28 protein-coding genes and 1 tRNA gene are annotated in these 23,505 nt (G+C 62.7%); 16 read left to right on the top strand and 13 right to left on the bottom strand.

Annotated elements, in window-relative coordinates:
* Positions 1-70: 70 nt before the first annotated feature.
* A complete protein-coding gene (locus AC1DWA_RS17645) occupies positions 71-1,849 on the bottom strand; it encodes an ABC transporter ATP-binding protein (protein WP_037136715.1) in 1,779 nt (592 codons plus the stop codon).
* A 95-nt stretch (positions 1,850-1,944) separates the two neighbouring features.
* On the opposite strand from AC1DWA_RS17645, the gene AC1DWA_RS17640 reads away from it, so the two are divergent.
* Positions 1,945-2,532 carry a TetR/AcrR family transcriptional regulator gene (locus AC1DWA_RS17640; RefSeq protein WP_019745447.1) on the top strand — a complete coding sequence of 196 codons (588 nt, stop codon included), beginning with the start codon at positions 1,945-1,947 and terminating at the stop codon, positions 2,530-2,532.
* On the opposite strand, the gene AC1DWA_RS17635 is transcribed toward AC1DWA_RS17640, so the two are convergent.
* The gene (locus tag AC1DWA_RS17635; protein ID WP_020909255.1) at positions 2,467-4,002 is read right to left on the bottom strand and encodes a LuxR C-terminal-related transcriptional regulator; all 1,536 of its coding nucleotides are present in this window, start codon (positions 4,000-4,002) and stop codon (positions 2,467-2,469) included. The genes AC1DWA_RS17640 and AC1DWA_RS17635 overlap by 66 nt on opposite strands.
* 169 nt (positions 4,003-4,171) lie before the next feature.
* Between AC1DWA_RS17635 and AC1DWA_RS17630 the strand changes: the two genes are divergently transcribed.
* The 6 genes from AC1DWA_RS17630 (at position 4,172) to AC1DWA_RS17605 (ending at position 7,628) form a co-directional block, all read left to right on the top strand.
* The gene (locus tag AC1DWA_RS17630) at positions 4,172-4,546 is read left to right on the top strand and encodes a PLDc N-terminal domain-containing protein (protein ID WP_019745450.1); all 375 of its coding nucleotides are present in this window, start codon (positions 4,172-4,174) and stop codon (positions 4,544-4,546) included.
* On the top strand, positions 4,543-4,980 hold the full coding sequence (locus AC1DWA_RS17625) for a DUF6325 family protein (RefSeq protein ID WP_477846478.1): 438 nt from the start codon (positions 4,543-4,545) through the stop codon (positions 4,978-4,980). The genes AC1DWA_RS17630 and AC1DWA_RS17625 overlap by 4 nt, the downstream gene beginning before the upstream one ends.
* A 1-nt stretch (position 4,981) precedes the next feature.
* Positions 4,982-5,284: an SHOCT domain-containing protein gene (locus AC1DWA_RS17620; RefSeq protein ID WP_097386824.1), complete on the top strand. Its 303-nt coding sequence runs from the start codon at positions 4,982-4,984 to the stop codon at positions 5,282-5,284.
* A gap of 65 nt (positions 5,285-5,349) precedes the next feature.
* Complete coding sequence (locus AC1DWA_RS17615) at positions 5,350-6,327, top strand: DUF1214 domain-containing protein (RefSeq protein WP_477846477.1); 978 nt, start codon at positions 5,350-5,352, stop codon at positions 6,325-6,327.
* Positions 6,328-6,354: 27 nt separating this feature from the next.
* Positions 6,355-6,768, top strand: a complete 414-nt coding sequence (locus tag AC1DWA_RS17610; RefSeq protein ID WP_003940418.1) for a phage holin family protein — start codon at positions 6,355-6,357, stop codon at positions 6,766-6,768.
* Positions 6,769-6,806: 38 nt separating this feature from the next.
* On the top strand, positions 6,807-7,628 hold the full coding sequence (locus AC1DWA_RS17605; RefSeq protein WP_047888321.1) for a tyrosine-protein phosphatase: 822 nt from the start codon (positions 6,807-6,809) through the stop codon (positions 7,626-7,628).
* Here the strand turns inward: AC1DWA_RS17605 and AC1DWA_RS17600 are convergent.
* A complete protein-coding gene (locus tag AC1DWA_RS17600; RefSeq protein ID WP_317830737.1) occupies positions 7,615-8,544 on the bottom strand; it encodes a DMT family transporter in 930 nt (309 codons plus the stop codon). The two genes, AC1DWA_RS17605 and AC1DWA_RS17600, sit on opposite strands and share 14 nt — an antisense overlap.
* Positions 8,545-8,626: 82 nt before the next feature.
* On the opposite strand from AC1DWA_RS17600, the gene AC1DWA_RS17595 reads away from it, so the two are divergent.
* Positions 8,627-9,205 carry a TetR/AcrR family transcriptional regulator gene (locus AC1DWA_RS17595; protein ID WP_256062844.1) on the top strand — a complete coding sequence of 193 codons (579 nt, stop codon included), beginning with the start codon at positions 8,627-8,629 and terminating at the stop codon, positions 9,203-9,205.
* A gap of 6 nt (positions 9,206-9,211) precedes the next feature.
* Here the strand turns inward: AC1DWA_RS17595 and AC1DWA_RS17590 are convergent, their stop codons facing one another.
* Entirely contained in the window at positions 9,212-9,823 is a 612-nt protein-coding gene (locus AC1DWA_RS17590) for a TetR/AcrR family transcriptional regulator (RefSeq protein WP_113682611.1), read from the bottom strand.
* A gap of 89 nt (positions 9,824-9,912) precedes the next feature.
* Between AC1DWA_RS17590 and AC1DWA_RS17585 the strand changes: the two genes are divergently transcribed.
* Positions 9,913-10,374: an SRPBCC family protein gene (locus AC1DWA_RS17585; RefSeq protein WP_019745480.1), complete on the top strand. Its 462-nt coding sequence runs from the start codon at positions 9,913-9,915 to the stop codon at positions 10,372-10,374.
* Positions 10,375-10,376: 2 nt separating this feature from the next.
* Here the strand turns inward: AC1DWA_RS17585 and AC1DWA_RS17580 are convergent, their stop codons facing one another.
* The 3 genes from AC1DWA_RS17580 to AC1DWA_RS17570 form a co-directional block, all read right to left on the bottom strand.
* Positions 10,377-11,024: a TetR/AcrR family transcriptional regulator gene (locus AC1DWA_RS17580; RefSeq protein WP_019745481.1), complete on the bottom strand. Its 648-nt coding sequence runs from the start codon at positions 11,022-11,024 to the stop codon at positions 10,377-10,379.
* Positions 11,025-11,121: 97 nt separating this feature from the next.
* Entirely contained in the window at positions 11,122-11,883 is a 762-nt protein-coding gene (locus AC1DWA_RS17575) for an SDR family NAD(P)-dependent oxidoreductase (protein WP_477846476.1), read from the bottom strand.
* Between the two features lie 78 nt (positions 11,884-11,961).
* Positions 11,962-13,107, bottom strand: a complete 1,146-nt coding sequence (locus AC1DWA_RS17570) for an acyl-CoA dehydrogenase family protein (protein WP_007730036.1) — start codon at positions 13,105-13,107, stop codon at positions 11,962-11,964.
* Positions 13,108-13,247: 140 nt separating this feature from the next.
* On the opposite strand from AC1DWA_RS17570, the gene AC1DWA_RS17565 reads away from it, so the two are divergent.
* The 3 genes from AC1DWA_RS17565 to AC1DWA_RS17555 all read left to right on the top strand — a co-directional run bounded on the left by AC1DWA_RS17565 (position 13,248) and on the right by AC1DWA_RS17555 (position 15,935).
* Positions 13,248-13,847 carry a TetR/AcrR family transcriptional regulator gene (locus tag AC1DWA_RS17565; protein ID WP_020970923.1) on the top strand — a complete coding sequence of 200 codons (600 nt, stop codon included), beginning with the start codon at positions 13,248-13,250 and terminating at the stop codon, positions 13,845-13,847.
* 35 nt (positions 13,848-13,882) lie between these two features.
* Complete coding sequence (locus AC1DWA_RS17560) at positions 13,883-14,461, top strand: DUF7822 domain-containing protein (protein WP_020970924.1); 579 nt, start codon at positions 13,883-13,885, stop codon at positions 14,459-14,461.
* Between the two features lie 61 nt (positions 14,462-14,522).
* Entirely contained in the window at positions 14,523-15,935 is a 1,413-nt protein-coding gene (locus tag AC1DWA_RS17555) for an FAD-binding protein (RefSeq protein WP_472795594.1), read from the top strand.
* A gap of 8 nt (positions 15,936-15,943) precedes the next feature.
* Here AC1DWA_RS17555 and AC1DWA_RS17550 read toward each other — a convergent pair whose 3' ends face one another.
* Positions 15,944-17,185, bottom strand: coding sequence for an RNA polymerase sigma factor (locus AC1DWA_RS17550; protein WP_477846475.1), 1,242 nt, complete (start codon positions 17,183-17,185; stop codon positions 15,944-15,946).
* Positions 17,186-17,191: 6 nt separating this feature from the next.
* Positions 17,192-17,536 carry a YciI family protein gene (locus AC1DWA_RS17545; protein WP_007730031.1) on the bottom strand — a complete coding sequence of 115 codons (345 nt, stop codon included), beginning with the start codon at positions 17,534-17,536 and terminating at the stop codon, positions 17,192-17,194.
* A 140-nt stretch (positions 17,537-17,676) separates the two neighbouring features.
* Here AC1DWA_RS17545 and AC1DWA_RS17540 point away from each other — a divergent pair, with 140 nt between their 5' ends.
* Both AC1DWA_RS17540 and AC1DWA_RS17535 read left to right on the top strand, forming a co-directional pair.
* Positions 17,677-18,153 carry a DUF309 domain-containing protein gene (locus AC1DWA_RS17540; protein ID WP_042953026.1) on the top strand — a complete coding sequence of 159 codons (477 nt, stop codon included), beginning with the start codon at positions 17,677-17,679 and terminating at the stop codon, positions 18,151-18,153.
* Positions 18,153-18,791, top strand: coding sequence for an LON peptidase substrate-binding domain-containing protein (locus AC1DWA_RS17535; protein WP_477846474.1), 639 nt, complete (start codon positions 18,153-18,155; stop codon positions 18,789-18,791). The genes AC1DWA_RS17540 and AC1DWA_RS17535 overlap by 1 nt, the downstream gene beginning before the upstream one ends.
* A gap of 6 nt (positions 18,792-18,797) precedes the next feature.
* Here AC1DWA_RS17535 and AC1DWA_RS17530 read toward each other — a convergent pair whose 3' ends face one another.
* From AC1DWA_RS17530 to AC1DWA_RS17515, 4 genes are read right to left on the bottom strand one after another with little or no spacing between them, the layout of a single operon-like run.
* The gene (locus tag AC1DWA_RS17530) at positions 18,798-19,613 is read right to left on the bottom strand and encodes a mycofactocin-coupled SDR family oxidoreductase (RefSeq protein WP_019745487.1); all 816 of its coding nucleotides are present in this window, start codon (positions 19,611-19,613) and stop codon (positions 18,798-18,800) included.
* A 58-nt stretch (positions 19,614-19,671) separates the two neighbouring features.
* Positions 19,672-20,298, bottom strand: coding sequence for a LutC/YkgG family protein (locus AC1DWA_RS17525; protein WP_477916864.1), 627 nt, complete (start codon positions 20,296-20,298; stop codon positions 19,672-19,674).
* Complete coding sequence (locus tag AC1DWA_RS17520) at positions 20,295-21,815, bottom strand: LutB/LldF family L-lactate oxidation iron-sulfur protein (protein ID WP_477846472.1); 1,521 nt, start codon at positions 21,813-21,815, stop codon at positions 20,295-20,297. Before AC1DWA_RS17520 ends, AC1DWA_RS17525 begins: the two co-directional genes overlap by 4 nt.
* The gene (locus tag AC1DWA_RS17515; RefSeq protein WP_019745490.1) at positions 21,812-22,561 is read right to left on the bottom strand and encodes a (Fe-S)-binding protein; all 750 of its coding nucleotides are present in this window, start codon (positions 22,559-22,561) and stop codon (positions 21,812-21,814) included. Before AC1DWA_RS17515 ends, AC1DWA_RS17520 begins: the two co-directional genes overlap by 4 nt.
* Before the next feature lie 98 nt (positions 22,562-22,659).
* Here AC1DWA_RS17515 and AC1DWA_RS17510 point away from each other — a divergent pair, with 98 nt between their 5' ends.
* Both AC1DWA_RS17510 and AC1DWA_RS17505 read left to right on the top strand, forming a co-directional pair.
* Positions 22,660-23,370, top strand: coding sequence for a FadR/GntR family transcriptional regulator (locus AC1DWA_RS17510; protein ID WP_029256358.1), 711 nt, complete (start codon positions 22,660-22,662; stop codon positions 23,368-23,370).
* A 53-nt stretch (positions 23,371-23,423) separates the two neighbouring features.
* Positions 23,424-23,497, top strand: a tRNA-Met gene (locus AC1DWA_RS17505).
* Positions 23,498-23,505 lie beyond the last annotated feature (8 nt).

The following is a 23,505-nucleotide window of genomic DNA, read 5'->3' as shown; positions in this document are numbered from 1 at the left end:
ACCTCCGAAAGAACATCCCGACCGAGCGATCGCTCGGTAACAGCACTCTCGCACATGCCGATGCGCCGGGTCAACAATCTTCGAGCATCGCCTCGCCCTGATCGAGCCGGCCGGCAACCACCATGTCGCGGTACAGATCGTCCTTGTCCATGAGCTCGTCATGGTTGCCGATGTTGCGGATCCGACCGTCTTCCATGACCACGATCCAGTCGGCGTCACGCACCGTTGAGAGCCGGTGAGCGATGGTCACCACGGCCCCGGTGCGTGCACGTTCGTTGATCGCGTCGACAATCGCGGCTTCGGTGAGTGTGTCGACCTGGGCAGTGGCTTCGTCGAGCAGAAGCAAAGCACTCGGTCGCAGAACTGCGCGTGCCATCGCGATCCGCTGACGTTGGCCGCCCGACAGCGAGGTGGCCGTCAGAGCGGTGTCGAGTCCGTTCGGCAGGGCCTCGATCGCGTCRTCGAGTCGGAGCAAGCGCAGAACGGCCTGGACTTCTTCGTCCGTCGCGTCGGGATGGCTGAAGACGACGTTCTCCCGAATCGTTCCGGGCACCACCGGCGTCTCTTGCTCCACGTACGCGAGACTCTCGCGCACAGCGCGGTGATCGAGCGCGTCGTAACCGACTCCGTGCAGGAGAACCTCACCCGATCGCGGTTCGACAAATCGCAGCACAGTCGAGAGCAAGGTCGTCTTTCCGGCACCCGACGGGCCGACGATGGCCATGTGCCCACGCGTCGGAATGACCAGCGAGACATCGCGCAACGCCGGCTGGTTCGATCCGTGATAACTCACGGTGACGTCGCGCAACTCGATCAGCGGCGCGGCAGCGCTTGTTTTCGCGACCACGTCCACGACCTCGTCGTACTGCTCGGTGGGCAACGACTGCATCTCGCGAATCCGGATAGCTGCCGCGATTCCCGACTGAACAGAAGTCACGTTCTGCGCAAGCTCCGACACCGGCCCCATCAGGGTGAAGGCGTAGAGCAAAAACGCGATGAGCGTCGAGACTGCCATTTCACCGTCGGCGACTCGCCAGGCACCGAAGCCCAGGATGGCAATGATCGATCCTTGAATGGCGGTCCACGCGACAGTCCACGCGGTTGCCGACACTCGAACCGCCGTGATCGCATGCTTTTTCGCATCGGACGCATTGGTCGTCACCAGAGCGCCGACGCGATCCTCGGCGAGGGAAACCTTGACCGTCCGGATCGCACGCAAGCCACCCTCGAGTACGCCGCCGAGCTGACCGAGCGATTCCTGGGTTCGCGCTTCGGCTGCGGAAATCCGAGGCATCAGAACGGCAAAGAGTATGGAGGCGAACACGATTGCCACCATGGTGACCCCCAACAACGGCAGATCCAGAACGCCCATCAGAACAATCGTTCCGATGGTCAACGCGGCTGCGTTCAGAATATTCACCGCGGCCGACGACGCCGCCTCCCGCAGCAGCAAGGTGTCCGACGTGACCCGGGTGACCAATTCACCCACGGATCGCGATTGCAGCGAAGGTACGGTCGCCGCCAGGAATCGCTTCACCAGCGAAGACCTGGCGTCGAAGACAACCTTCTCGGCGGCGGTTCCGAGAACGATCCACTGAGCACAACCGAGCACAGCACCGACGATCAGAAGGACGACGAGCGTGAGGATCGGTCCCTTCAGCGACGCACCGGTATCGAGGGTGTCGAGAACCCACTTGGTGACCATCGGCGTTGCCAGCGTCGCCGCCGAGCCGCACAGCGCCAGTACCAATCCGAGGAGGAGCGACGGCAGATGCGGTCGAGCGAACTCCGAGAGGACGCGGAGATTGCTCCATTTCGGTGCGGGCTGAGAAGCGTCGGATTCAAGCATGAATTTATGGAACACGAATGTTCCATAAAGGGCAAGAGAAATTCCGATTCGGAAACACTGGATACCGAAACCGGACACGGCTACGCTTCGAATTCGTGACAACGATCCACAGCGCACCAGAACAAAGCGCGACCCGCGAGCGCACACGGAAGGCCATCCTCGATGCTGCCGTTTCGGTGTTCGCATCCAAGCCTGCTGCGACCCTCAGCGAGATCGCTTCGGCCGCGAAGGTCGGCCGGACCACTTTGCACCGCTACTTTCCCGAACGATCCGACCTGGTCGACGCAGTCGCGGCCGAGGCCACTCGCGCCGTCGGTGAGGCCGCAGCAGCGGCGCGACTCGGTGAGGGCACCGGAGCCGAGGCACTGGTTCGCCTCTGCCACGAATACTTCGAACTGGCCGACCTTTTGACGGTCCTGTTCTTCACTCCCGGCGTCTATCAAGAAGATTCGTTTGCCGAGTCCGCGTCGAACGACGACGGAGTCACCGACGCCATCGAACGCGGACACTCCGACGGGTCCATCGACCCCGACATGGGTTCGGACTGGGTGCAGAACCTACTGTGGTCACTGCTTTACACGTCGATGGACTACGTGAACCGCGGTTCCGGGACTCGACTACAAGCCTTGGATCTGACGGTTCGCAGCCTCCGTCGCGGAATCGCCCCCGATCCCGCGGTCTAGGTTGTCGGCTGCTTGAACAGCGGCACGCCGCTTGGCCACACCTAATTTGCGGTAAATCGAGCGAATGTGAGTCTTCACAGTGGGATAGGCGATGCCGAGGTGCGCAGCGATCTCGTCTGCAGTCATCGTGGTGCGCAGTAAAGTGAGAATCTCGTTCTCGCGTTCGGTCAGGACTCCGGCGAGCTGGGCAGAGAGCCTGCTCCGTTTTTCCAGAATCGTGCGCAGGAGGTCCTGGTGTCTCGACCCCCGTATTGCGTGCGCGTTCAAGAGATCGACAATTACCGGATCGCCGCTGAGAAAGGGGGCGAGGATCTGCTCCGGGATTGCCTCAGCCAGCGCACGATCCAGCTGCTCGTGCGCCTGCGGCCCACGCCCTGCGACGGAGCTCAGCGCTGCAGAGGTGACAAGTGTGCTCACCAGCGCATATCGCGGCAGCGCGGCCGAGCTTGCCAACCGAAGCGCCTGCGCCGACGGTTCCGGATCCCCCAAGACTCGATAGAGCTCGGCGAGCAGCGCGTGAGCGACCGCAGCACCTGTTCTGGTCAGCGTGGGCTTCGCGATGCGGCGCGCTTGCTCGTCCTGCCCCTGAGCGTGGGCGAGCCAGGCCGTGGTGACGCGCCGCAGCGTATCCCAAGGAATGCCGTGCTTGTCCGCAGTGCTCACGCCTCGCAGCAGCCGAGCGGCGTTGTGGTACCGGTCTTTCCGGTTCAGAGCGATCAGGCTCATCACCAGGTACAGACGGGCGAGCGCCTCGAAGTTGGTTCCGGGACTACCCTCCACGATTATCGAGTCGAACTGAGCGATCGCTTCCTCGAAGTCGCCACGCCAATAGGCGATGCACCCTCGATTCGACTGTGGGAGTCCACCTTCGAAGCGTTCCCAGTCGGATGCAACCTCTCGGGCAGGAAGGCCGTCGAGGATCTGTTCGGCTTCGGTGAACACTCCCGCGTGGGTGAGTGCAAAAGCCAAATTGGATTGCGCGAGACGCAACGTCTCCGCACGCGACTGCAACCGCGCTTCATCGCCGGCGGAGCGAAGTAGCGCGATGGCGCGAGGTAGATCACGACGAAGCCTGATCTCGGTCCACCCGAGGAGGAAAAGTGCGGACGGGTAATCGTCCTCGGGCTCGCACTGGGCGAGGGCGTGACGCGCGCGATCGGCGATGACGGCCTTGGTCGAGGTGTCCGGAGCGAGCAGTAGGTCGGTGAAACAGACGACAAAATCGTCGGACGCAACCCGTAGACCCTGCCCGCGTAGAAACTCCGCGCCGTACGGATCGCCGCTGAGGTCGCGGCAGCACGCCCGTATCAGCAGGATGTGTGGATCGTGTGGATCGGGATGCGCAAGGCAGAGTTGCTCGAGTTCCCTGGTATGAGATTCGAGAATCAGACGGAGCCAATTCTTCCGCAGGACGCGACGAGCCTGCTCCGCCTCACCGGAGGCGAGTGCGTCACGCACGGCTTCGATCATGTGTCGAAGATACTCGAGACGTTCGACGGCGGTGGAAATCCCGTCTCATCCGCTTCGGATGAGAAAGCGATCGAAGCATGCGGAAACCGGTGAGAATTGCCGGAATCAACTGAAAAGCGCGAGTCGGCGGAATGCCGACGCGCAGGCCTGACACGAACGGACAAGACACATGAGTTTCTGGGAAAGCCTCGGCTGGATGCTGTGGGCGACCGTCTTCGTCGGATATCTTTTCGCGCTGTTCGCGATCGTCGCCGACCTGTTCCGCGACCACAAGCTGAGCGGCTGGTTGAAAGCTGTTTGGATATTCTTCCTGCTCTTCCTACCCATCCTCACCGCGCTCGTCTATCTCGTCGCCCGCGGCGATGGGATGACGGAACGCAGCAACAAGGCCGCACGCGAGGCCGAGAGCGCGGCCGAATCGTATATCCGCGAAGTCGCAGGAAAGAGTCCCAGCGAGGAAATCGCCACAGCTGCAGCACTCCTCGAAGCCGGATCGATCAGCGAGGAAGAGTTTGCCGCACTCAAACTGAAGGTGCTCTCGTGAGTGACGCGCGTTTCGGCCCCGTCGACTTCTACCTTCTCGGTCTGCCGGGGCAGAGCCTCGACCCCGCCGCGTTCTGCGCGCTCACCGACCTCACGGATACCGGCCTGGTACGACTCCTCGATCTGATCGTCATCTCCAAGTCCGACGACGGTGAACTCACCCTCGTCGAGGTCGAGGAATTGCCGAACGGCTTCGAGATCAACGTCGAAATGCTCGGCGCGTCCGGTCTGCTCGGGCATGAAGACATCACCGAACTCGCGGAGGCAATTCCCGCCGGCGCTTCAGCGCTGCTGGTCGCGGTCGAGCTGGTCTATCAGCGCGAACTCGCCGCCCGGACCGCCGAGTCCGGCGCGGTGTTACTGGGTTACGAGCGGATACCCGCACCCGTCGTCAATGCCCTCATGGACACGATCATCCCGAAATTGGAGGTCTGACATGCCGTACATCCCGAGACGAGGACGCCCCGGACTGCTGGGCCTCGCCGCCCGCACCGCGGTCGTGACCGGTACCGCGACCGCCGTCAGCGACGGTATGGCCACCCGCCGGCAAAGGAGAGCTCAGGCCGACTACGAGCAGGCGCAGTACGAATTCGCCCAGCAGCAAGCCGTACTCCCCACACCCACACCCGCACCCCCGGTCGATCTCGTCGCCGAGTTGCAGAAACTCGGCGATCTCAAATCACAAGGCCTACTGAGCGACGCCGAGTTCCAAGCCGCGAAAGCACGACTGCTGGGCTGATTCACCCCGACGGGCCATGGATTACCGCGCCCGCTTCCGTACCCCGACACCGATTGGAATCCGCTATGTCCACGATCGCCGTCAACGTCCTGAACTTCAATCGGGCAGAATCCGATCTCATGTTCGCTCGCCTGGCCGCGGGCGTCGGCCTGGGCACGTGGAACCACACTCGCGAGCTCGGGTCACTCGACAACCAGCCGATCATCCGCCAGAACCGCGACACCCTGTACAGCAGCGCGATCATCGACGTGCGCGAAAACGTCACGATCACGGTGCCCGATACCGGCAAGCGCTACATCTCCGTCTGGGTGGTCAGTCAAGATCATTTCGGTCCTGTCATCCTGCGCGATCCGGGAGAGCACCTGCTCACACGCGAATTGGTCGGGACCGACTACGCCGCACTGATCGTGCGCATCCTCGTCGATCCGAACAGCCCCGAAGACGTCGCCGAGGTGAACCGGTTGCAAGACGCCCTCACAATCGACGGCGGCGGGACGGGCGAGTTCCCGTTGCCCGACTACGACGAACAGTTGCAGACCGAGACCCGCGACGCGCTCCTCGCACTCGCTCGTGGCATCACCACCTACGACCATTCATTCGGCACCGCGGCGGAAGTCGACCCGATCAGGCACCTGCTCGGTACCGCATCCGGCTGGGGTGGCCTTCCCGAGTACGAGGCCACCTACGTCAACTTCGACGAACGTCTCCCGGTCGGGGAATACCGTCTCCGCCTGAACGATGTTCCCGTGGATGCGTTCTGGTCGGTCTCGCTGTACAACGCAGCCGGATACTTCGAAGAGAACGCCTTGGGCGTCAACAGCATCAACAGCCTCACAGCCACCCCCGACTCCGACGGCAGCACCACCATCCGGTTCGGCGTCAATCTCGACGGCGTCGCGAACGCACTGCCCATCATGCCGGGCTGGAACTACGTACTGCGCCTGTACCGCCCCCGCCCCGACGTGCTCGACGGCACCTGGACGGCACCTCGTCCCGAGGCCCTCCAGCAAAGCGTTCCCCACGCACACACCACTCTCGGGTGACTCGACCTGATCACGGAGGTACAAGCCATGCGTCTGTTATTTCAGCTCGTTTCGCAATGCGTACTCGGCGCGATCGCGCTGATCGTCGTGCATTTCGCTCTTCCCGGGGTCAGCCTGAGCGTCAACGGTTTCTTGGCCGCTATCGGTGTATTCACCCTCGCCCACATGATTCTCGGCCCATTCGTGCTCAGCGTGGCACTGCACTACGCGGCTCCGCTCGCGGGCGGTGTCGGCTTGGTCGCCACGCTGCTCGCGCTCTGGGTTGCGACCCTGGTCCCCGACGGCATTGAGATCAGCGGCGTCGGGTCCTGGATCCTCGCCCCGATCATCGTGTGGGTGATCACCGCGTTGGGAGGATGGATCTTCATGGCTCTCGTCATCGACAAGTGGATCAAGAGACGCAATGCCGAAAAGCTCGTGCGCAGTGTGCAGAAGGCATGAATGATCAGTGCAGAAACGGAACCCACAAGGAGTCAGCCATGCCAACTCACCCGCTCGATCGTCGCGTTCTCCTGAAGACCGCTCCGAACTTCCGGGATCTCGGTGGCATTCCCGTTGCTGATGGCACCGTCCGCGCCGGCGCGCTCTACCGTTCGGCGACGCTCGCGAAACTCGACGGCGACGACGTCGCCGCGGTCGCCGACTTGGACGTCCGGACGGTCTACGACCTGAGGACCGCTGCCGAGCGCGACGGCGCACTCGACAATCTCCCTGACTCGACGCGGACGGTCTGGCTCGACGTTCTCGCCGACAATGCCCAAAACGCCGCGGCCACCGGACTACTCATGACGGACCCGGTCGCGTACGCCGAGACCATCAGCGATGGACGTGGGATCGCACAGATGGAGGAAGCGAACCGCAACTTCGTCAGCCTGCCGTCCGCCCTCGACGCCTACCGCGCGTTCTATCTCGACCTCATCGACGAAACAAGAACCGGTGCAGCACTTTTCCACTGCACCACCGGCAAAGATCGCACCGGGTGGGCCGCGACCTCTTTCTTGCTCCTCCTCGGCGCCGACGAAGCCGATGTACGCGCCGACTACCTGGAGACGAACACCGATCTGGCGCCCATGACGGAACCGATCCTCGACTTCGCCGCAAGCAAAGGCGTTGACGGAGAACTGCTCCGGCCGCTCCTCGGAGTCCGTGACAGCTACTTCGACGCCGCGCTCGACGAAATGCGCACGCGCTTCGGCACAGTCGAGGACTACGCAATCAACGGACTCAAGCTCACCGCAGAACAAATCACCACGCTCCGCGAGCGGTTCACATCGCGATCGGGCTTCGTCAGCGCGACGTGATCGGAGCTCTTGCCGGGCAGGAATCCGTGCTCTCGTCATGCTTCTTCGGTCGATTGTCCACCCGGGTGACCACGACGACGGCGACGATGCCCACCGCCAAGCCGAGAGCGGTGAACGGAGTGAAGGATTCTCCGAACATCAGTGCGCCCCAGACCGCGGTGACGGGGGCGATCAAGAACATCAAGGTGTTGACGGACGTGATGCCGATGCGGCGGAGCAACAACCAGTACAGCCCGTATCCGCCGAAGGTGGACAACACGATCAACCAGAGCAATGCGATCCAGAATGTGCTGACACTCGGCGGTACGGCAGCACCCGAGACGATCGCCAGAGTTGTGAAAACTATTGCGCTGGTTGAGCAGTGGATGGCCAAAGCCTGCAGTGGCGGCGTGGACGTGGGAGCGCGTTGCTGAACGAAGGTGGATGCAACGAGGCTGAGCATTCCCAGGAACGGAATCGCGTACGCCCACCACGGGGCCGATGTACCGGCCCCGGCGTCGGCTGCCGTGACCATCGCGACGCCGGCCAGTCCGATCGCTAAACCGATCCACTGCATCCGCGGGACTGCGACACCGAGGACCGGGCCGAGCAGCGCGGCTGCCACCAGCGGCTGAATACCGTCGATCAGCGCTGTGGTTCCGGTGTTCACGCCGAGATCGACTGCCCAGTACACAGACAACAGGTAGCCGCTCTGGGAGAGTATTCCGATCACCACCTGCCTGCCGACAGCCCGCGGTGTCGGCATCGCGTTCCGGCGCCGGGCGGACAGCCAGACAATCGGGACCAGTACCGCCGCAAGCGGGAGAAAACGCCACATCAGCAGCGTGGAGACCTCGGCACTGCCGGCGCCGAGTTTGGCTCCGATGAATCCCGAACTCCAGCATGCGACGAACAGGACCGACAAGGTAGCCGTCACGGCAGATCTCGAGGTCACGATCCGAGGTATACCGATCTGTTTACTCATGGAGTCGACTATACAGATCGGTATACTTTTGTCCATGGCAGACGAATCCGTACCCGACTTGACTCCGAAAGCACGTCGCATTCTGGAGTCGGCGTCGAAGCTGTTCTACGAAAAGGGAATTCACGCCGTAGGCGTGGATACCGTCGCACTGGACGCCGGGGTCACGAAGAAGACTCTGTACGAGCGGTTCGGCTCGAAAGACGGCCTCGTCGTGGAATATCTGAAGGATCGAGATCGGCGGTGGCGAGCCTTTCGCGACAAGAAGCTCGCATCAGCCGGACACAGCCGCGCCGAGCAGTTGAGTGCGGCATTCGACGCTTCCGCCTCCTGGTCCAAGGCGAGCGGAGGCAAAGGTTGCAGCATGGTCAACGCTCACGCCGAGTTCAGCGATCGGTCACATCCGGTGTTCGCTGTCATCGCCGAACAGAAGCGGGAGATGTTAGACCTTTTCCGGCGCATTCTGGCGACGGACGGGCAAGCCGACGAACGTCTCGTCGAGGCAATCATGCTGCTTCACGAAGGCGCCCTCGTCGCAGACGGTATCGGTATCGGCACCGACCCCTTCGACGTCGGCCGGGATGTGGCCCTCGAAATGCTGAAGCATCCCGGGTGATCGCCCCTACGCCCCCACCATCCGACGCGCTATCTCCAGATACCTCTCCACCAACTCGTCCGGAGACAACTCACCGTCCGGTCGGTACCACACCGCGACGGCGACGCACATCGTCACGACAGCTCGGCTGGCATCCTCGGGATGGTCGGCATCGAACACGCCCGAAGCAACGCCGTCGAGGACGATCCGGTCCACCTGCTTCTGCTGTTCGTCGCGCTGCGCGATGTAACTAGCCCGACTGTCGGGCTCCATGCTGCGGATCTCGGAGGAAGCGACGAACGACTGCTCGCGTCGAAACATGTGGAACCGCAACAGAGATTCGATCACCGCGTCGAAGCGATCAGAGGGATCGTCCCCTGCGTCGAGTTCGGCGGCGCGACTTCGCTCCAACAACTCCGTCATCACCACGGTCGCCAGACCGATCAACAGAGCCTGCTTGGACGGGTAGTGATGGTAGAGCCCCGGCACCGACAGCCCGGACCGCGACGCGACGTCACGGATCGAAGTCCCGTGATAGCCCTGCTCGACGAACGCCTCCAGCGCCGCAGCGAGCGGTTTCGGCAGTCCCAGGTCTTCGTAATCGCGCCAGGACCCGCGTACCGGAAGCTCGTTCGTCATACCGATACCGTAGATCGCCGTTGCGCCGCCGCCGAACGCGTCGGTGCCATTGGTTACAGTCGATGTTCACCGAAAGACAGGGACCAGTCATGATCCATGTTCGCCACTCCGCGGTTGCTGCCGTGCCGGTTGATGTCGCCTTCGACTACATCGACGACTACCGCAACGTCCCGACGTGGATGTTCGGTGTTTCCGAGTTCACACCGTTCGGAGAGTTCGATCAGGGGCTCGGCGCCACGTTCGACGCGGCCATGCAGATCGGGCCAAGCACGTTGCGCTCCAAGCTCGAGGTCACCGAGTGGGAGAAGAATCGGATCATCAAGCTGTCTTCGCTCGGCGGTGTATCCAACTCGTCCACGTGGGAGTTCGCCGCGATCGACGATTCCAAGACCGAGCTTTCCGTCGACTTCGCCTACAAACTCCCCGGCGGCATTGCCGGCAAAGCTCTCGGCCGCTTGATCGGGCCGTTCGTCGAAAACGCTGTCAGGAACAGCGAGGAGACGTTGCGCCACAGCCTCGAGCAGCAGTTCGCGGCCCGCGGCGAAGGCTGAAACTACCCGCGGTCGCCTTCGAGGCCCAGCGCGTTGGCCCACACCTGAGTAGCCGTCTTGACGACGTCCTCGAACGGGACGGGGTTGCCGTCGGCGCCAGGTTCCTCGGAGACGAACGAACTGTAGGCAAGACGGCTCACCATCGCCGACAGTGCTCGGGAAGCCAACAGCGGATCCAACGAGCCGTCTGCCTTGCCAGCTGCTTGCAAGCGTTCGATGGCTCGGGCATTACGAGAAATGAAGGTCTCGGCTCGGTCCCGACGCAGTTTCGCGAAGGCCGGATCGATGTGCGATACCTGCTCGAGCAGACCCATCAGTTTGGCGTTGCGGCGAAACGCCGTCAGGTAGGCACGGTTGCTCGATTCGAGGACCGCATACGGATTGTCGACGTCGCGGACCCGTCCCATGCCGGGGTGCAACATGTCTTCCTGCGCAACGTCGAGAACTGCGGCGAAGATCTGCTCTTTGTTGTCGAAGTAGGTGTAGAACGTGCCGGTGGAGCAGTTCGCTTCCTTGGTGATGTCCGTCAGACGGGCATCGAGATACCCTGCGCGCTCGAACACCGTTCGAGCCGCTGCGACCAGAGAAGCCCTGGTCCGGACGCCGCGGGCAGTCACCGGCAGGTCACGCAGAAGCTCCGTCGCAGCCATGGATGGTGGCGGACGGTCTTCCCAGTTCTCCTGAGGTTCGGCGCGAGAGGTCACCAGCTACTTATACGGCAAAGCCGGCGACATCTCGGCATCGGCGTCAGGTGATGGTGATTCCTCCGTCGACGGCGATGGTCTGACCGGTGACGTATCCGCCTGCCTCGGACGCGAGCCACACCATGGTGGCCGCGAGCTCTTCAGGATCGCCCATGCGGCCGAGGATCAGGCGCGGAGCCATCGCGTCCAAGTAGCCGTCGTTGTATTGGTCGGTCATTTCCGACTTGAAGAAGCCTGGCGCGATCGCGTTGACGCGAATGCCCTTGCGCGTTCCCCACTGCTGTGCGAGGTCACGGGTCAATCCGACGACGCCTGCCTTGCTCGCCGCATAGGCGGCCTGTGGGAGTCCGGCGGTCGTCAATCCGAGAATGCTCGAGATGTTGACGATGGAGCTGCCCGGGAGCATGACGCGGCCGCAGGCCTGCGCTGCCCAGTAGGACCCATTGAGGTTGATGTCGATGACGGCGCGGAACTGGTCCGGGGTCTCACGGGTTGCCGGAACAGCGGTTCCGACGCCGGCGTTGTTGACCAGTACGTCCACGCGGCCGAACTTCTCCATCGCGGCGTCGACCATGTTCTGAGCCTGAGCCGGATCGACGATGTCGGTGGCCACGCACAACGCTTCGCAGCCTGCGTCACGCACGAGCTTGGCCGTGTCTTCGAGCTTGTCGACGCGGCGAGCAGCGAGGACGACGTCCGCGCCGGCCTCTGCTGCGGCTTTCGCAAACGCCACCCCGAGGCCCGACGACGCACCGGTCACGATGACCACTCGATCGGTCAGAGAGAACTTGTCGAGAACAGACATGCGCGGTGATGCTCCTGTGTCGTCGGGTTCGGGAAGTGACGTATGGACTGCAGTGACATATGGACTGCAGTTGCGAAATTACAGGCCGAGATCGCGGCCGATGAGTTCCTTCATGATCTCGTTGGATCCGGCCCAGATCTTGGTGACGCGGGCGTCCATCCACGCGCGAGCGGCGCGGTACTCGGTCATGAAGCCGTAGCCGCCGTGCAACTGAACACAGTGATCGAGGACCTCGTTCTGAACCTGCGCGGTCCACCACTTCGCCTTGGCGGCGTCGATGGCGGTCAGCTCGCCGGCAGCGTGTGCTGCGACGCAGTTGTCGACGTAAGCCTGGGTGACCTCGATGCGGGTCACGAGATCCGCGAGAAGGAATTTGTTCCACTGCAGCGAGCCGATCGGCTGACCGAAAGCCTTGCGGTCCTTGGCATATTGCAGCGTCTCTTCGAGGATCGGAGCGGCGTGCGCGATGTTGGACACCGCAGCGCCGACGCGCTCCTGCGGCAGCATTTCCATCATGTGGATAAACCCGCGGTCGATCTCACCGATGATGTTGGTGGACGGCACGCGAACGTTCTCGAAGAACAGTTCGGCGGTATCGGACTCGTGCTGGCCGACCTTGTCGAGCTTGCGTCCGCGCTCGAAACCTTCCATGCCGGTTTCGACGGCAAAGAGCGTGATGCCCTTGGACTTCTTCTCGGGACTGGTCCGCGCCGCCACGATCACGAGATCAGCGTTGTAGCCGTTGGTGATGAAGGTCTTGGAGCCGTTGATGATCCAGTCGTCGCCGTCCTTGACCGCAGTGGTCTTGAGCGAGGCGAGGTCGGATCCGCCGGAAGGCTCGGTCATGCCGATGGCCGTCAGCATCTCACCGGTGCAGAACTTGGGCAGCCAACGCTGCTTCTGCTCTTCGGTGGTGAGCTGAACGAGGTACGGAGCAACGACGTCGGCGTGAATGCCGAAGCTCGAGGCGACAGCTGCACTGGCACGCGAGAGTTCTTCGGCCAGAACAGCGTTGAAGCGGTAGTCACCGGCTTCGCTTCCGCCGTACGCCTCTGGAACCTCGAGTCCGAGGAAGCCGTTGCGTCCCGCTTCGAGCCAGATTTCACGATCGATGAAGCGCTGGTCGATCAGCTTCTCTGCGACCGGAAGGATGTTCCGGTTGACGAATTCGCGGGCAGATTCGCGAAATGCCTCGTGATCGGGTCCGTACAGAGTGCGACGCATGACGAGTTGCTTCCTTTCGGCGTGGCAATGCCACACGTAACGATGTTCCTAAGCATTCGCTTAGAATCTAAGCATCTGCTTATAGTGAATCGAGAGCGGGATATTGTCAACATCGAAATCCGTCACACCTGGAGGAAACCGTGAGCGATTCACCTGACGTGGTGATCAGCCCCTCCAAAGCTGCGGCCCGTATCCGCGCGGCAGCCGTGGACGCTTTTGCCTCCGCGGGCTACGGCGGCACCACCACCCGTGACATCGCCGCACGACTCGACATGAGTCCCGCCGCCATGTACCCGCACTACCGCTCGAAAGAAGAGCTGCTTTTCGCGATCAGCTTCGAAGGTCACACCGAAGCGTTGAAGGTGGTCGAGGGCGCCGACAGACCGGGTGAAGAGCCGTCCGTTCGCCTCCAGGAACTGGTCAGCACCTTCGCCAGTTGGCAGGCCGGGCACCACTCACTCGCTCGCGTCGTCCAATACGAACTCACTGCACTCACACCAGAGCACTACCGAACCGTCGTCGCGCTTCGCCGCAGCACGACGCGGGTGGTCCGGGAGGTTGTCGACGCCGGCGTCCAGTCGGGCGACTTCACGATCCCCGATGCCGAAGGCGTCACCCTCGCCTTGATGTCCCTGTGCGTCGACGTGTGCCGCTGGTTCCCGGCCGGCAATTACACGAATCCGGAAGACATTGGAAAACTGTACGGAGACCTGGCATTGAGGATGGTGGGCGCCGCCTGAATCAGGTGACACCGACCGCAGAAAGGACTCGGCCAGTGGCCAACCGCACCTATCTCTACTCAACCCCTGTTGCTCCGCATGAGAATCCGGCTGCCGCTCGCGCCCGAGGTCTCACCGGTATCTCCGAGTGGTCGTACGCGATACCGCTGGTCCCGAGGATCCTTGTGTCCGTGAATCCCTTCGCCCACCAGTCGGTCATCTGGGACGACACCCCAGACCTGATCGCGGTCACCGCGCCCTGCGGTCCTGGTATCGCCCGGCTCGAAGACTTCCTCGGCAGAATCGATCACCCCGAACTCGGCACGATGGCCGGCGATGCGCTGCGTTTCCTGCGCAGCCACACCGAGCCCGACCACTACTTCGTCCTCGAGTGCGGCGAGATCTTCGACATGGACGACGAACCGTTCGCCGAACAGGGCGCGGCCCTGATGACCGGTCTGGCGGACATCGACGCCGAGATGGAGGCGGCTCTGGCCACACTCGCACCCGCCAAGCCGCGCTTCTGGGAGCGGCTGTTCACGCCGACTCAGGAGAGCGTCGAGGAACCGCTACGCGAGCTCGGCCTCGGTTACTGGTCCGAGACCCTGTACTTCGATCTCGACGTCCCGCGATAGGCGAACCGAGCATCCATCAGTTTCAGACCAGTTGGTCCGCAAACAGGTACCCTCGGATTTCGTGTCCGACTACGCCACCGATCTGCCAACCTCTGCGTCCACCGTCCTCGGCGGTTGGGGTCGCACAGCCCGAACTACCTCGCATGTCGTTTCGACTCCTGATGTAGAGGCGATCGCAAAGGCCGTCGCCCGCGTCGCAGACGACAACGCGGACAAGCCGTTGCACCTCCGACGTGGAGTCATCGCTCGTGGCCTGGGCCGGTCTTACGGAGACAACGCGCAGAACACCGGCGGCTTGGTCATCGACATGACTGCCTTCCGTCGAATTCACAAGATCGATGCCGAGTCCCGTCTCGTGAAGATGGACGCGGGAGTCTCTCTCGATCAGCTGATGCGCGCGGCGCTACCATTCGGTCTCTGGGTACCGGTACTCCCCGGAACACGCCAGGTAACCATCGGCGGAGCGATCGCCTGCGATATTCACGGCAAGAACCACCACACCGAGGGCAGCTTCGGAAATCATGTCCGCTCGATGGATCTGCTCACTGCTGACGGCAGTATCCGAACACTGGAGCCGCAAGGCCCGACATCCGAACTCTTCTGGGCTACCGTCGGCGGGATCGGACTGACCGGGATCATCCTGCGCGTCACCCTCGAGATGACGCCGACCGAAACGGCATACTTCGTCAACGACGGCGCACTGACCGCAGGCCTGGACGAAACCGTCGCTTTTCACAGCGACGGCAGCGAAGCCGACTACACGTATTCGAGCGCCTGGTTCGATGCAGTCAGTGCGCCGCCGAAGCTCGGCCGGGCCTCGATCACGCGTGGTTCGTTGGCGACCGTCGACCAGCTTCCGCTGAAATTGCAGAAGAACCCGTTGAAATTCGATGCGCCACAACTGTTCACGACACCGGATGTTTTCCCCAACGGCTTGATGAACAAGCTATCGGCGTCAGCGATCGGCGAGTTCTACTACCGCACCGGCGGCAACTACGTCGGGAAGGTGCAGAACCTGACGCAGTTCTATCACCCACTCGACCTCATCGGCGAGTGGAACCGCGCGTACGGGTCCAAGGGATTCCTGCAATATCAGTTCGTGGTGCCGGTCGAGGCAGTGGACGAATTCAAGAGCATCATCCGCGACATCCAGGGCTCGGGGCACTACTCGGCACTCAACGTCTTCAAACTGTTCGGCGGGGGAAACGCTGCCCCACTGAGCTTTCCGATGTCCGGGTGGAACGTCGCCTTCGACTTCCCGATCAAGCCCGGCCTGGGCGAGTTCGTCGTCTCCCTCGACAAACGGGTACTCGAATTCGGCGGTCGCCTCTACACCGCCAAGGACTCTCGGACTACCGCGGCGAACTTCCACTCGATGTATCCGCGAATCGACGAGTGGATCCAGATGCGCAGAAATATCGATCCGACAGGTGTTTTTGTGTCCGACATGGCCCGAAGACTCGAATTGGTCTGACGCACCGATTAGTCAGAGATCTCACCGAGCCGACGCTCCAAGTAGGCCCGCTCCGGTTCCGTACCAACCAAATTCAGCGCACATCGGTATGCAGACATTGCCGCGTCGGTGCGCCCCAACCGCGCGAGCAGTTCGGCGCGCGCGAGGTGATACGGGTGGTAGTCGGCAAGTTTGGGCTCCGCTGCCAGTTCTTCCAACGCTGCCAGCCCAACCTCCTCGCCGTCGCGCATCGCCAGCGCCACTGCCCTATTGACTGCGACGACAGGCGAAGGCGTCAACGTGAGGAGCACTCCGTAGAGCGCGCAGATCTGCGGCCAGTCGGTGCTCTCCACATCCGCCGCCTCGTCATGCAATGCGGCGATGGCAGCCTGCACCCCGTACGGCCCCGGCGCTCCCCCGGTCAACGCGACCACGACGAGGTCGCTGCCTTCCTCGATCATCGGCTGGTCCCAACACCCGCGATCCTGGTCCTCGAGGAGGACGATCCCGCCACCGGCGTCAGTACGGGCATCCCGACGCGCGTGGACGAGAAGCATCAACGCAAGCAACCCGGCGATCTCGCGCTCATCGGGAAGCAATGCGCGCAGGATCCTCGCCAGCCTGACCGCCTCTACCGCCAGGTCGACGCGTTGCAGATCCGGCCCCGAACTGGCGGCGTACCCCTCGGTGAAGACCGAGTAGATGACCTGCAGAACACCGGGCAGGCGCTCCGGGAGTTCTTCGGCGCAGGGAGTTCGGAAGGGAATCCGAGCCTGACGTATCTTCTTCTTCGCACGCACGATCCGCTGCGCCATGGTCGCCGAAGAAACGAGGAAGGCCCGAGCAACTTCGGGCGTCGTCAACCCGCCGAGGCAACGCAAGGTGAGTGCGATTCGGTCGTCCTCGGCCAGCGCTGGGTGCGAGCAGGTGAAGAACAGCTGCAACCGCTCGTCGGGAAGTTCTCCGTCGACCGTGGGCGGCGCCGGGTCGGCACGATCGGCGTCCACCTGCATCACCGACAATCGCGCCGCATAGGCCTGATCACGACGAAGCCTGTCGACGGCTTTGCGACGCGCCGTGGTCAGCAGCCAGGCACCGGGTTTGGCCGGCACTCCGTCCACGGGCCAGTGCACCAACGCGGCCTCGACGGCTTCGGAGGTGACTTCCTCGGCCAGATCCAGATCACCGAAGCGGCGGACGAGCGAGGCCAAGAGTCGTCCACGTTCCTCCCGGAACACTGACTCGATGGAGTTCTCGGCCTGCTCGTCCACGGCGAATCAGTCCCCGAACCCGGCCAGCGGACGCACCTCGACGCTTCCACCGTCGCGCGCGCCGGGGCACCGCGCGGCCCAGGCCAGCGCCGCATCCAGATCGGGAACGTCGATGACGTCGTAGCCGCCGAGGATTTCACGGGTTTCAGCGAAGGGTCCGTCGGTGACGGTCTTTTCTCCGGACTGCGAGACTCGAACCGTTGTCGTGGTCGTCAGGTCGGCGAGGGCATCGCCGGACACCCAGATACCGGCATCCTTCATTTCCTTGTCGTATTGCTGCCAGTCCTCGAACGTGCACTGGGGTTCGGTATCTCCGCCGGGCGCGGTGTAGATGAGCAACATGTACTTCATGACTGACTCCTTGGTCTGTTGTTTCTCTTCCGGCTTTCTTGCCTTACAACATGACGACGAACGGTTCTCCCCGGAATCGACAGGCGACTCGAAAAAACTTTCGGCGGGTTCGTCCGAGGTGCTGCCGTTAGGCTGAGTGTATGACCGAACGCGACCGGGACGCCGCTGGAAAGCCCCTCAATTCGCGGCCCCGCGACGGACTCGGCCGTCCACTGCCACGTGACGCAGCGGGCGGCGTCCCGCGCATTCCCGACGATGTGCGCCTCCCTCCGGACGAGTCAATCACCGAGGCTCAGCGTCTTCTCGACCACGGGATGCCTTTTCACGCGCACGAAATTTTCGAAGGAACGTGGAAGGACGCTCCCGCCGAGGAGCGTGACCTGTGGCAGGGACTGGCTCAATTGGCCGTCGGGCTCACCCATCTACTTCGGGGCAACAACACCGGTGCCGTCTCACTTCTCGGCCAGGGTCACGACCGCATCAGGCACTACGAAGTGGAAAGCCCGCACGGCCTCGACATCCCCGGCCTGCTGATGTGGTCCGAGCACTTGCTCGCTGAAATCGATCGCCCCGGCGATTTCCCCGTCCCTCCGATTCCGAGGTTGAGAATCCCCTGATGCCCATCTTCCCCATGTTTCCGCTCGGCTCTGCATTGCTTCCGGGTGAGGTGTTGCCACTGAACATCTTCGAGCCCCGGTACCGCGCACTGGTAGAGAACGTTCTCGAAGCTGCCGACGGCCCACTGTTCGGAGTAGTGCTCATCGCTCGTGGCCACGAGGTCGGTGGCGGCGAATCACGCCACGACGTCGGCACTCTGGCTCGGATCGAGTCTCATGTCGCAATGGGTGCCGGACGGTCTCAGTTGTATTGCCGGACCGAAGACCGCATCCGCGTCAATCGCTGGCTGCCGGACGATCCTTACCCACTCGCCGAGGTCGAATTGTGGCCTGACGAGAACAACGGAACACCTGTCACCGCTTACGAATACGACTCTCTCCTCGAGCGCATCGAGTTCATGTACGGAATGTTGGGAAAGCTCGCACTTCGGGCCGGCGAACAGACTCCGCGAATGCCCGTCCCACCGGATCCCTTGGATCCGCTGGGTTCTCGGCTGTATGCCCTAGCCAGAAACATTCCGATGGGTGACGCCGATCGCCTGGCGATTTTGACCGCGCCAGGCGCCGACGAACGTATTCGCACGCTCTCGGAGGCGGTCGAGAACACCATCGAGGTGGCGCAGTTCAATCTGCTTTGAGCGCGACTACGCCATCGTCTGACCCATGTCGATGACGATCTTCGTCCCGGTGACCGCGCGGGAGAGGTCCGTCGCAAGGTAGACCACGGCGTTGGAGATGTCCTCGACGGTGGTGCGTGGGACGGACGTGAGCGGCCACTTGTACGAGTTCATGTACTCCGGATGAGTAGTGAGTACCTTACCGACGTTGGGATCGTTGCCCATCTCGGTCTCCACCGCGCCAGGGTGGATGCTGTTGACTCGAATGTCGAAGCTTCCCAATTCCGTTGCAGCAGTGCGAGCCAAACCCACGAGGCCGTGCTTGGCCGCCGAGTAGTGCGCACAACCAGGCGCTTCGGCGACGCCGGCAGCACTGCTGACGATCACGATGGAACCACCGTTGCCCGCCTCGATCATCGAGGGAACCGCAGCCGCCATCGTGCGCCACACACCATTGAGATTGATGTCCACCAGCGTCGACCACTGTTCTTCCGGCATCTCCCAGAAACGATTCCACGTAGCGATGCCCGCATTGGCGATCACGACGTCGAGGCGACCGAACTTGTCGACGCCCGACGCCACCGCCGCCCGCAGCGCCTCGAGGTCGCGTACATCCGCTACCGCGGTGACGATCTCGCGCCCCTCTGCTCGCACGAGACGGGCCGTTTCTTCGAGGTCGGCTTCAGTCGCGGCAGCGTAACCCACGTCTTCAGACACCGACGCGCACACGTCGACAGCGATGACGTCGGCACCTTCCTGCGCGAGTCGGATCGCGTGATTGCGTCCCTGACCCCGCGCTGCACCGGTGATGAAGACGACCTTGCCTGCCAAGAGTTGTGTCATGGCCGGGACGTTAGACGCTGATGTGGCCCGCTGCCCCTGAGTTCCCGCTCGGCGGGAATCAGCCATCCACGATCACGACGTGCAGATTTCGCGGACCGTGTACACCTTCGACGCGTTCGAGTTCGATGTCGGAGGTTGCCGACGGGCCGCTGATCATGGTGGTGGGACGCTGCGGCGTCAGCCGCGCAATCGCCTCCGGCACTCCCACTTCCACACTGCTGCGATACACGACGCAGACGTGTGTGTCCGGTACCAGAGTCAACGCACGACGTCCCTGCTCCGGACCGGCGTCGAGGAAGATGGTGCCGGTCTCGGCGCACGCTACCTTCGAGCCGGTGACAACGGCATCGAGGTTCTCGAGTTCGGGAGCCGGTACGTCCGGGCTGTCCACCACCAGCGTTCCGTCGAACCCGGCTACCCATGATCGGTCGAGGCCGGCGGGGATCCCCAGAGTGTTCAGTCCGTGCTGTCTCAGTATTCCGGCGACGGCCTCGGCGATTTCTGTTGCAGCGCAATGGTGAACGTGCGCCTTGTAGTCCACCAGACGGTCGACGAACAAATCGATGAGTTCCCCGTCGGACATGGTTCTGCCAGTCCGGTAGTTTCGCGGTATCTCGCCTTCACCGGCGGGCGCCAAGGTGATGGCATCGCGAATGCGTCCGAGCACCACGTCACGTGAATTCATCTGTCTGCCTTCCCGTCACGACGAGCCTCGTCCAATGCCTCGCGGCCTTCGTCGGAGTCCCACCAGGATCGGAAGGTCTGCTTGGGTGGAGCGGGAATGTCTCTGGCAGCTGTCCAACCGTTCAATGGAGGTGGCAATGTGGAGATCTTCCCCTTCTTGCCGGCCACGACGCGTCCGAGCCCGGCAGCTTTCTGAGCCAGCGTCCACCGGCCCTCGGTCGACATCGCCAGAGATGCGGCTTTCATCGCCAAAGACTCTGCCGTGACACCGGATTGCTCGACCTTCTGGTGACGCAATTCGACGAGCAGCGAGGGTATGTCGATCTTGACCGGGCAGGCGTCGAAGCACGCACCGCACAGACTCGAGGCAAAAGGAAGAGTCGAATTCGGATCGTCTTTGCCATGCATGCCCGCGAGCTGCGGAGTCAGTACCGCGCCGATCGGTCCCGGATAGGTGGATCCGTAGGCGTGGCCACCGGTGCGCTCGTAGACAGGGCACACGTTCAGGCACGCCGAGCACCGTATGCAGCTCAGGGCTTCCCGCCCGATCTTGTCGGCAAGCGCGGCGGTCCGGCCGTTGTCGAGGAGGACCAGGTGAAATTCCTGTGGACCGTCGTCAGGCGTCACGCCGGTCCACAGGGAGGTGTACGGGTTCATCCGCTCCCCCGTCGACGACCGCGGCAACAGTTGAAGGAAGACCTCCAGATCCTGATAGGTCGGCAGAATCTTCTCGATGCCCATGACGGTGATCAGTGTTTTCGGCAGCGTCAGGCACATTCGCCCGTTGCCCTCCGACTCCACGACGGTCACAGTGCCCGTGTCCGCGATGCCGAAATTGGCGCCGGAGACGGCGACGGGCGTCGTCATGAACTTGTGGCGTAAGAACTTTCGTGCAGCTGCGGCAAGTTCGGCCGGGTTCTCCCCGAGGTTCGGATCGACATCTGGCATCTCACGCAGGAATATCTCGCGAATCTCTGACCTGTTGCGATGGATCGCAGGAACCAGGATGTGCGACGGTTTGTCGTGGCCGAGCTGGACGATCAATTCCGCGAGATCGGTCTCGTAGGCGATGATTCCCTGGGTTTCGAGATGCTCGTTGAGACCGATCTCCTGCGTTGCCATCGACTTGACCTTGATGACCTCGTCGGAGCCGGTGGCTTTGACAAGCTCGGTCACAATGGCGTTGGCCTCGTTGGCATCCGCTGCCCAATGCACCTGCCCACCGCGAGCGACTACTGCAGCTTCGAACTGTTCGAGCAGTTCCGGCAACCGCGCCATGACGTCGGCCTTGATCGCCGAACCCGCATCCCGCAGCTCCTCCCAATCGGGGAGCTCTCCAGTTACGTTGATGCGCTTGGCACGGATGGTATGCGTTGCCTTGCCGATATTGCGTCGCAGTTGCGCGTTGGCCAGCTCGTGATGTGCTGCGACAGGGAACTTCTCAGTACCTCGCAGGAACCCTGCACCTTCGGGTGACCTCGGCGGAAAGCTGGGCAGACCCAGCGTCACAGCGCTCATGCGTGCACCCGGCTTTCCACCGATGCCAGAATCTCCGCGAGGTGAATGGTCTTGGCGCCCATCTGCAGTCGTGACATCCCACCGCCGATGTGCATGAGACAGGACGAATCTCCGGCGCTGCAGAACTCTGCGCCGGTGTCGGCCACATGGCGAATCTTGTCAGCCAACATGGCCGTCGACGTCTCGGCGTTCTTGATGGCAAACGTGCCGCCGAAGCCGCAGCAGGAATCTGCTTCCGGGAGTTCGACCAGATCGATGTCGCGGACGTTGCGCAGCAACTGAAGTGGTTTGTCTCCCACTCTCAACATGCGCAGTGAGTGACAGGTCGGGTGATAGGTGACCCGGTGCGGGAAGTACGCGCCCACATCGGTGACACCGAGAACGTCCACGAGGAATTCCGAAAGCTCGTACGTCTTTGCCTTCACTGTCTGCACCTGCCCACACAGCGACGCGGTGCCGTAGCGCTCGGCAACGATCTCGTGTTGATGACGGATCGAACCGACGCACGATCCCGATGGTGCGACAACGGCGTCGATCGACGCATCACCGAAAGTATCGGCGTAGTTCGCGACCAGTGGCAGCGCGCCCGGCTGGTAGCCGGTGTTGACGTGCATCTGCCCACAGCAGGTCTGCCCGGACGGAAACACGACGTCGTGCCCGAGACGGGTGAGCAGGAGGGCGGTGGCCTTGACGGCGTCGGGAAACATCGTGTCCCCGATGCACGTGGCGAACAGCGCTACTCGCATGTGGTTCCCCGCAATCTGTCGGTGTGGTCTGACCACAGTAATACATCCCCGGACAGGCCACCCCGTAAACGGCGTCCACCCGGTTATGCTCTTGCCTCATGCCGACCGAGCCGAGCCCGCGAGCGTGGGAACAAGTACTGAGCCATCTCGAACGTCGGCTCGTTTCAGGCGAGGTGTCTCCTGGCCAGCGCCTGCCGGGAGAGAGAATTCTGGCAGCAGAGTTGGGCGTCGGACGGTCATCGGTCCGAGAAGCGTTGCGGGTCATGGAAGCACTCGGCCTCCTCAAGGCGCAGACAGGCTCCGGCCCGACGTCCGGCGCGATGATCGTGGCCAAACCGACCGGCGGCATGACCATGCTGATGCGGATGCAGGTTGCAGCACAAGGATTTCCGGTCTCGGATGTGGTGAAGACACGACTCGTTCTCGAATCCGAGGTGATGCAGTCCCTGGCATCGCGGACCCCGACGCCCGACCTCAGCACAGCCGTCGAACTGCTCGACTCGATGGATGACGTAGATCTCTCGGCCGAGGAATTCCTACTACTCGACGCGCAATTCCACGTAGCGCTCGCCGACGCGGCGGGCAATCAGGTGATCGCAGCCATGATGACCGGCCTACGAGAGTCCATCGAGGCCTACGTTCTCGCGGGCGTGCAGATCGACAGCTGGCCGAGCACCTGCATGCGACTGCGTCACGAACACCGAGGATTGGTCGATGCGGTCAACGCGGGTGACGGCGAACTCGCACGTCAGCGCATAGTCGGACACATCCGCGGTTACTACTCGGAAAGCGCTCACTCCAGCCGGTGACAGGGGGTGGTAATTGCACCTCCAGAAGTCGTGTACTGTTGGTTTCACACCGACGCGGGGTGGAGCAGCTCGGTAGCTCGCTGGGCTCATAACCCAGAGGTCGCAGGTTCAAATCCTGTCCCCGCTACAAAGAAG

It is taken from the genome of Rhodococcus sp. P4_F3_2, assembly GCF_056401335.1.
Note: the sequence above shows the minus strand (reverse complement) of the source record. Positions and strands in the feature narration are given on the sequence as shown.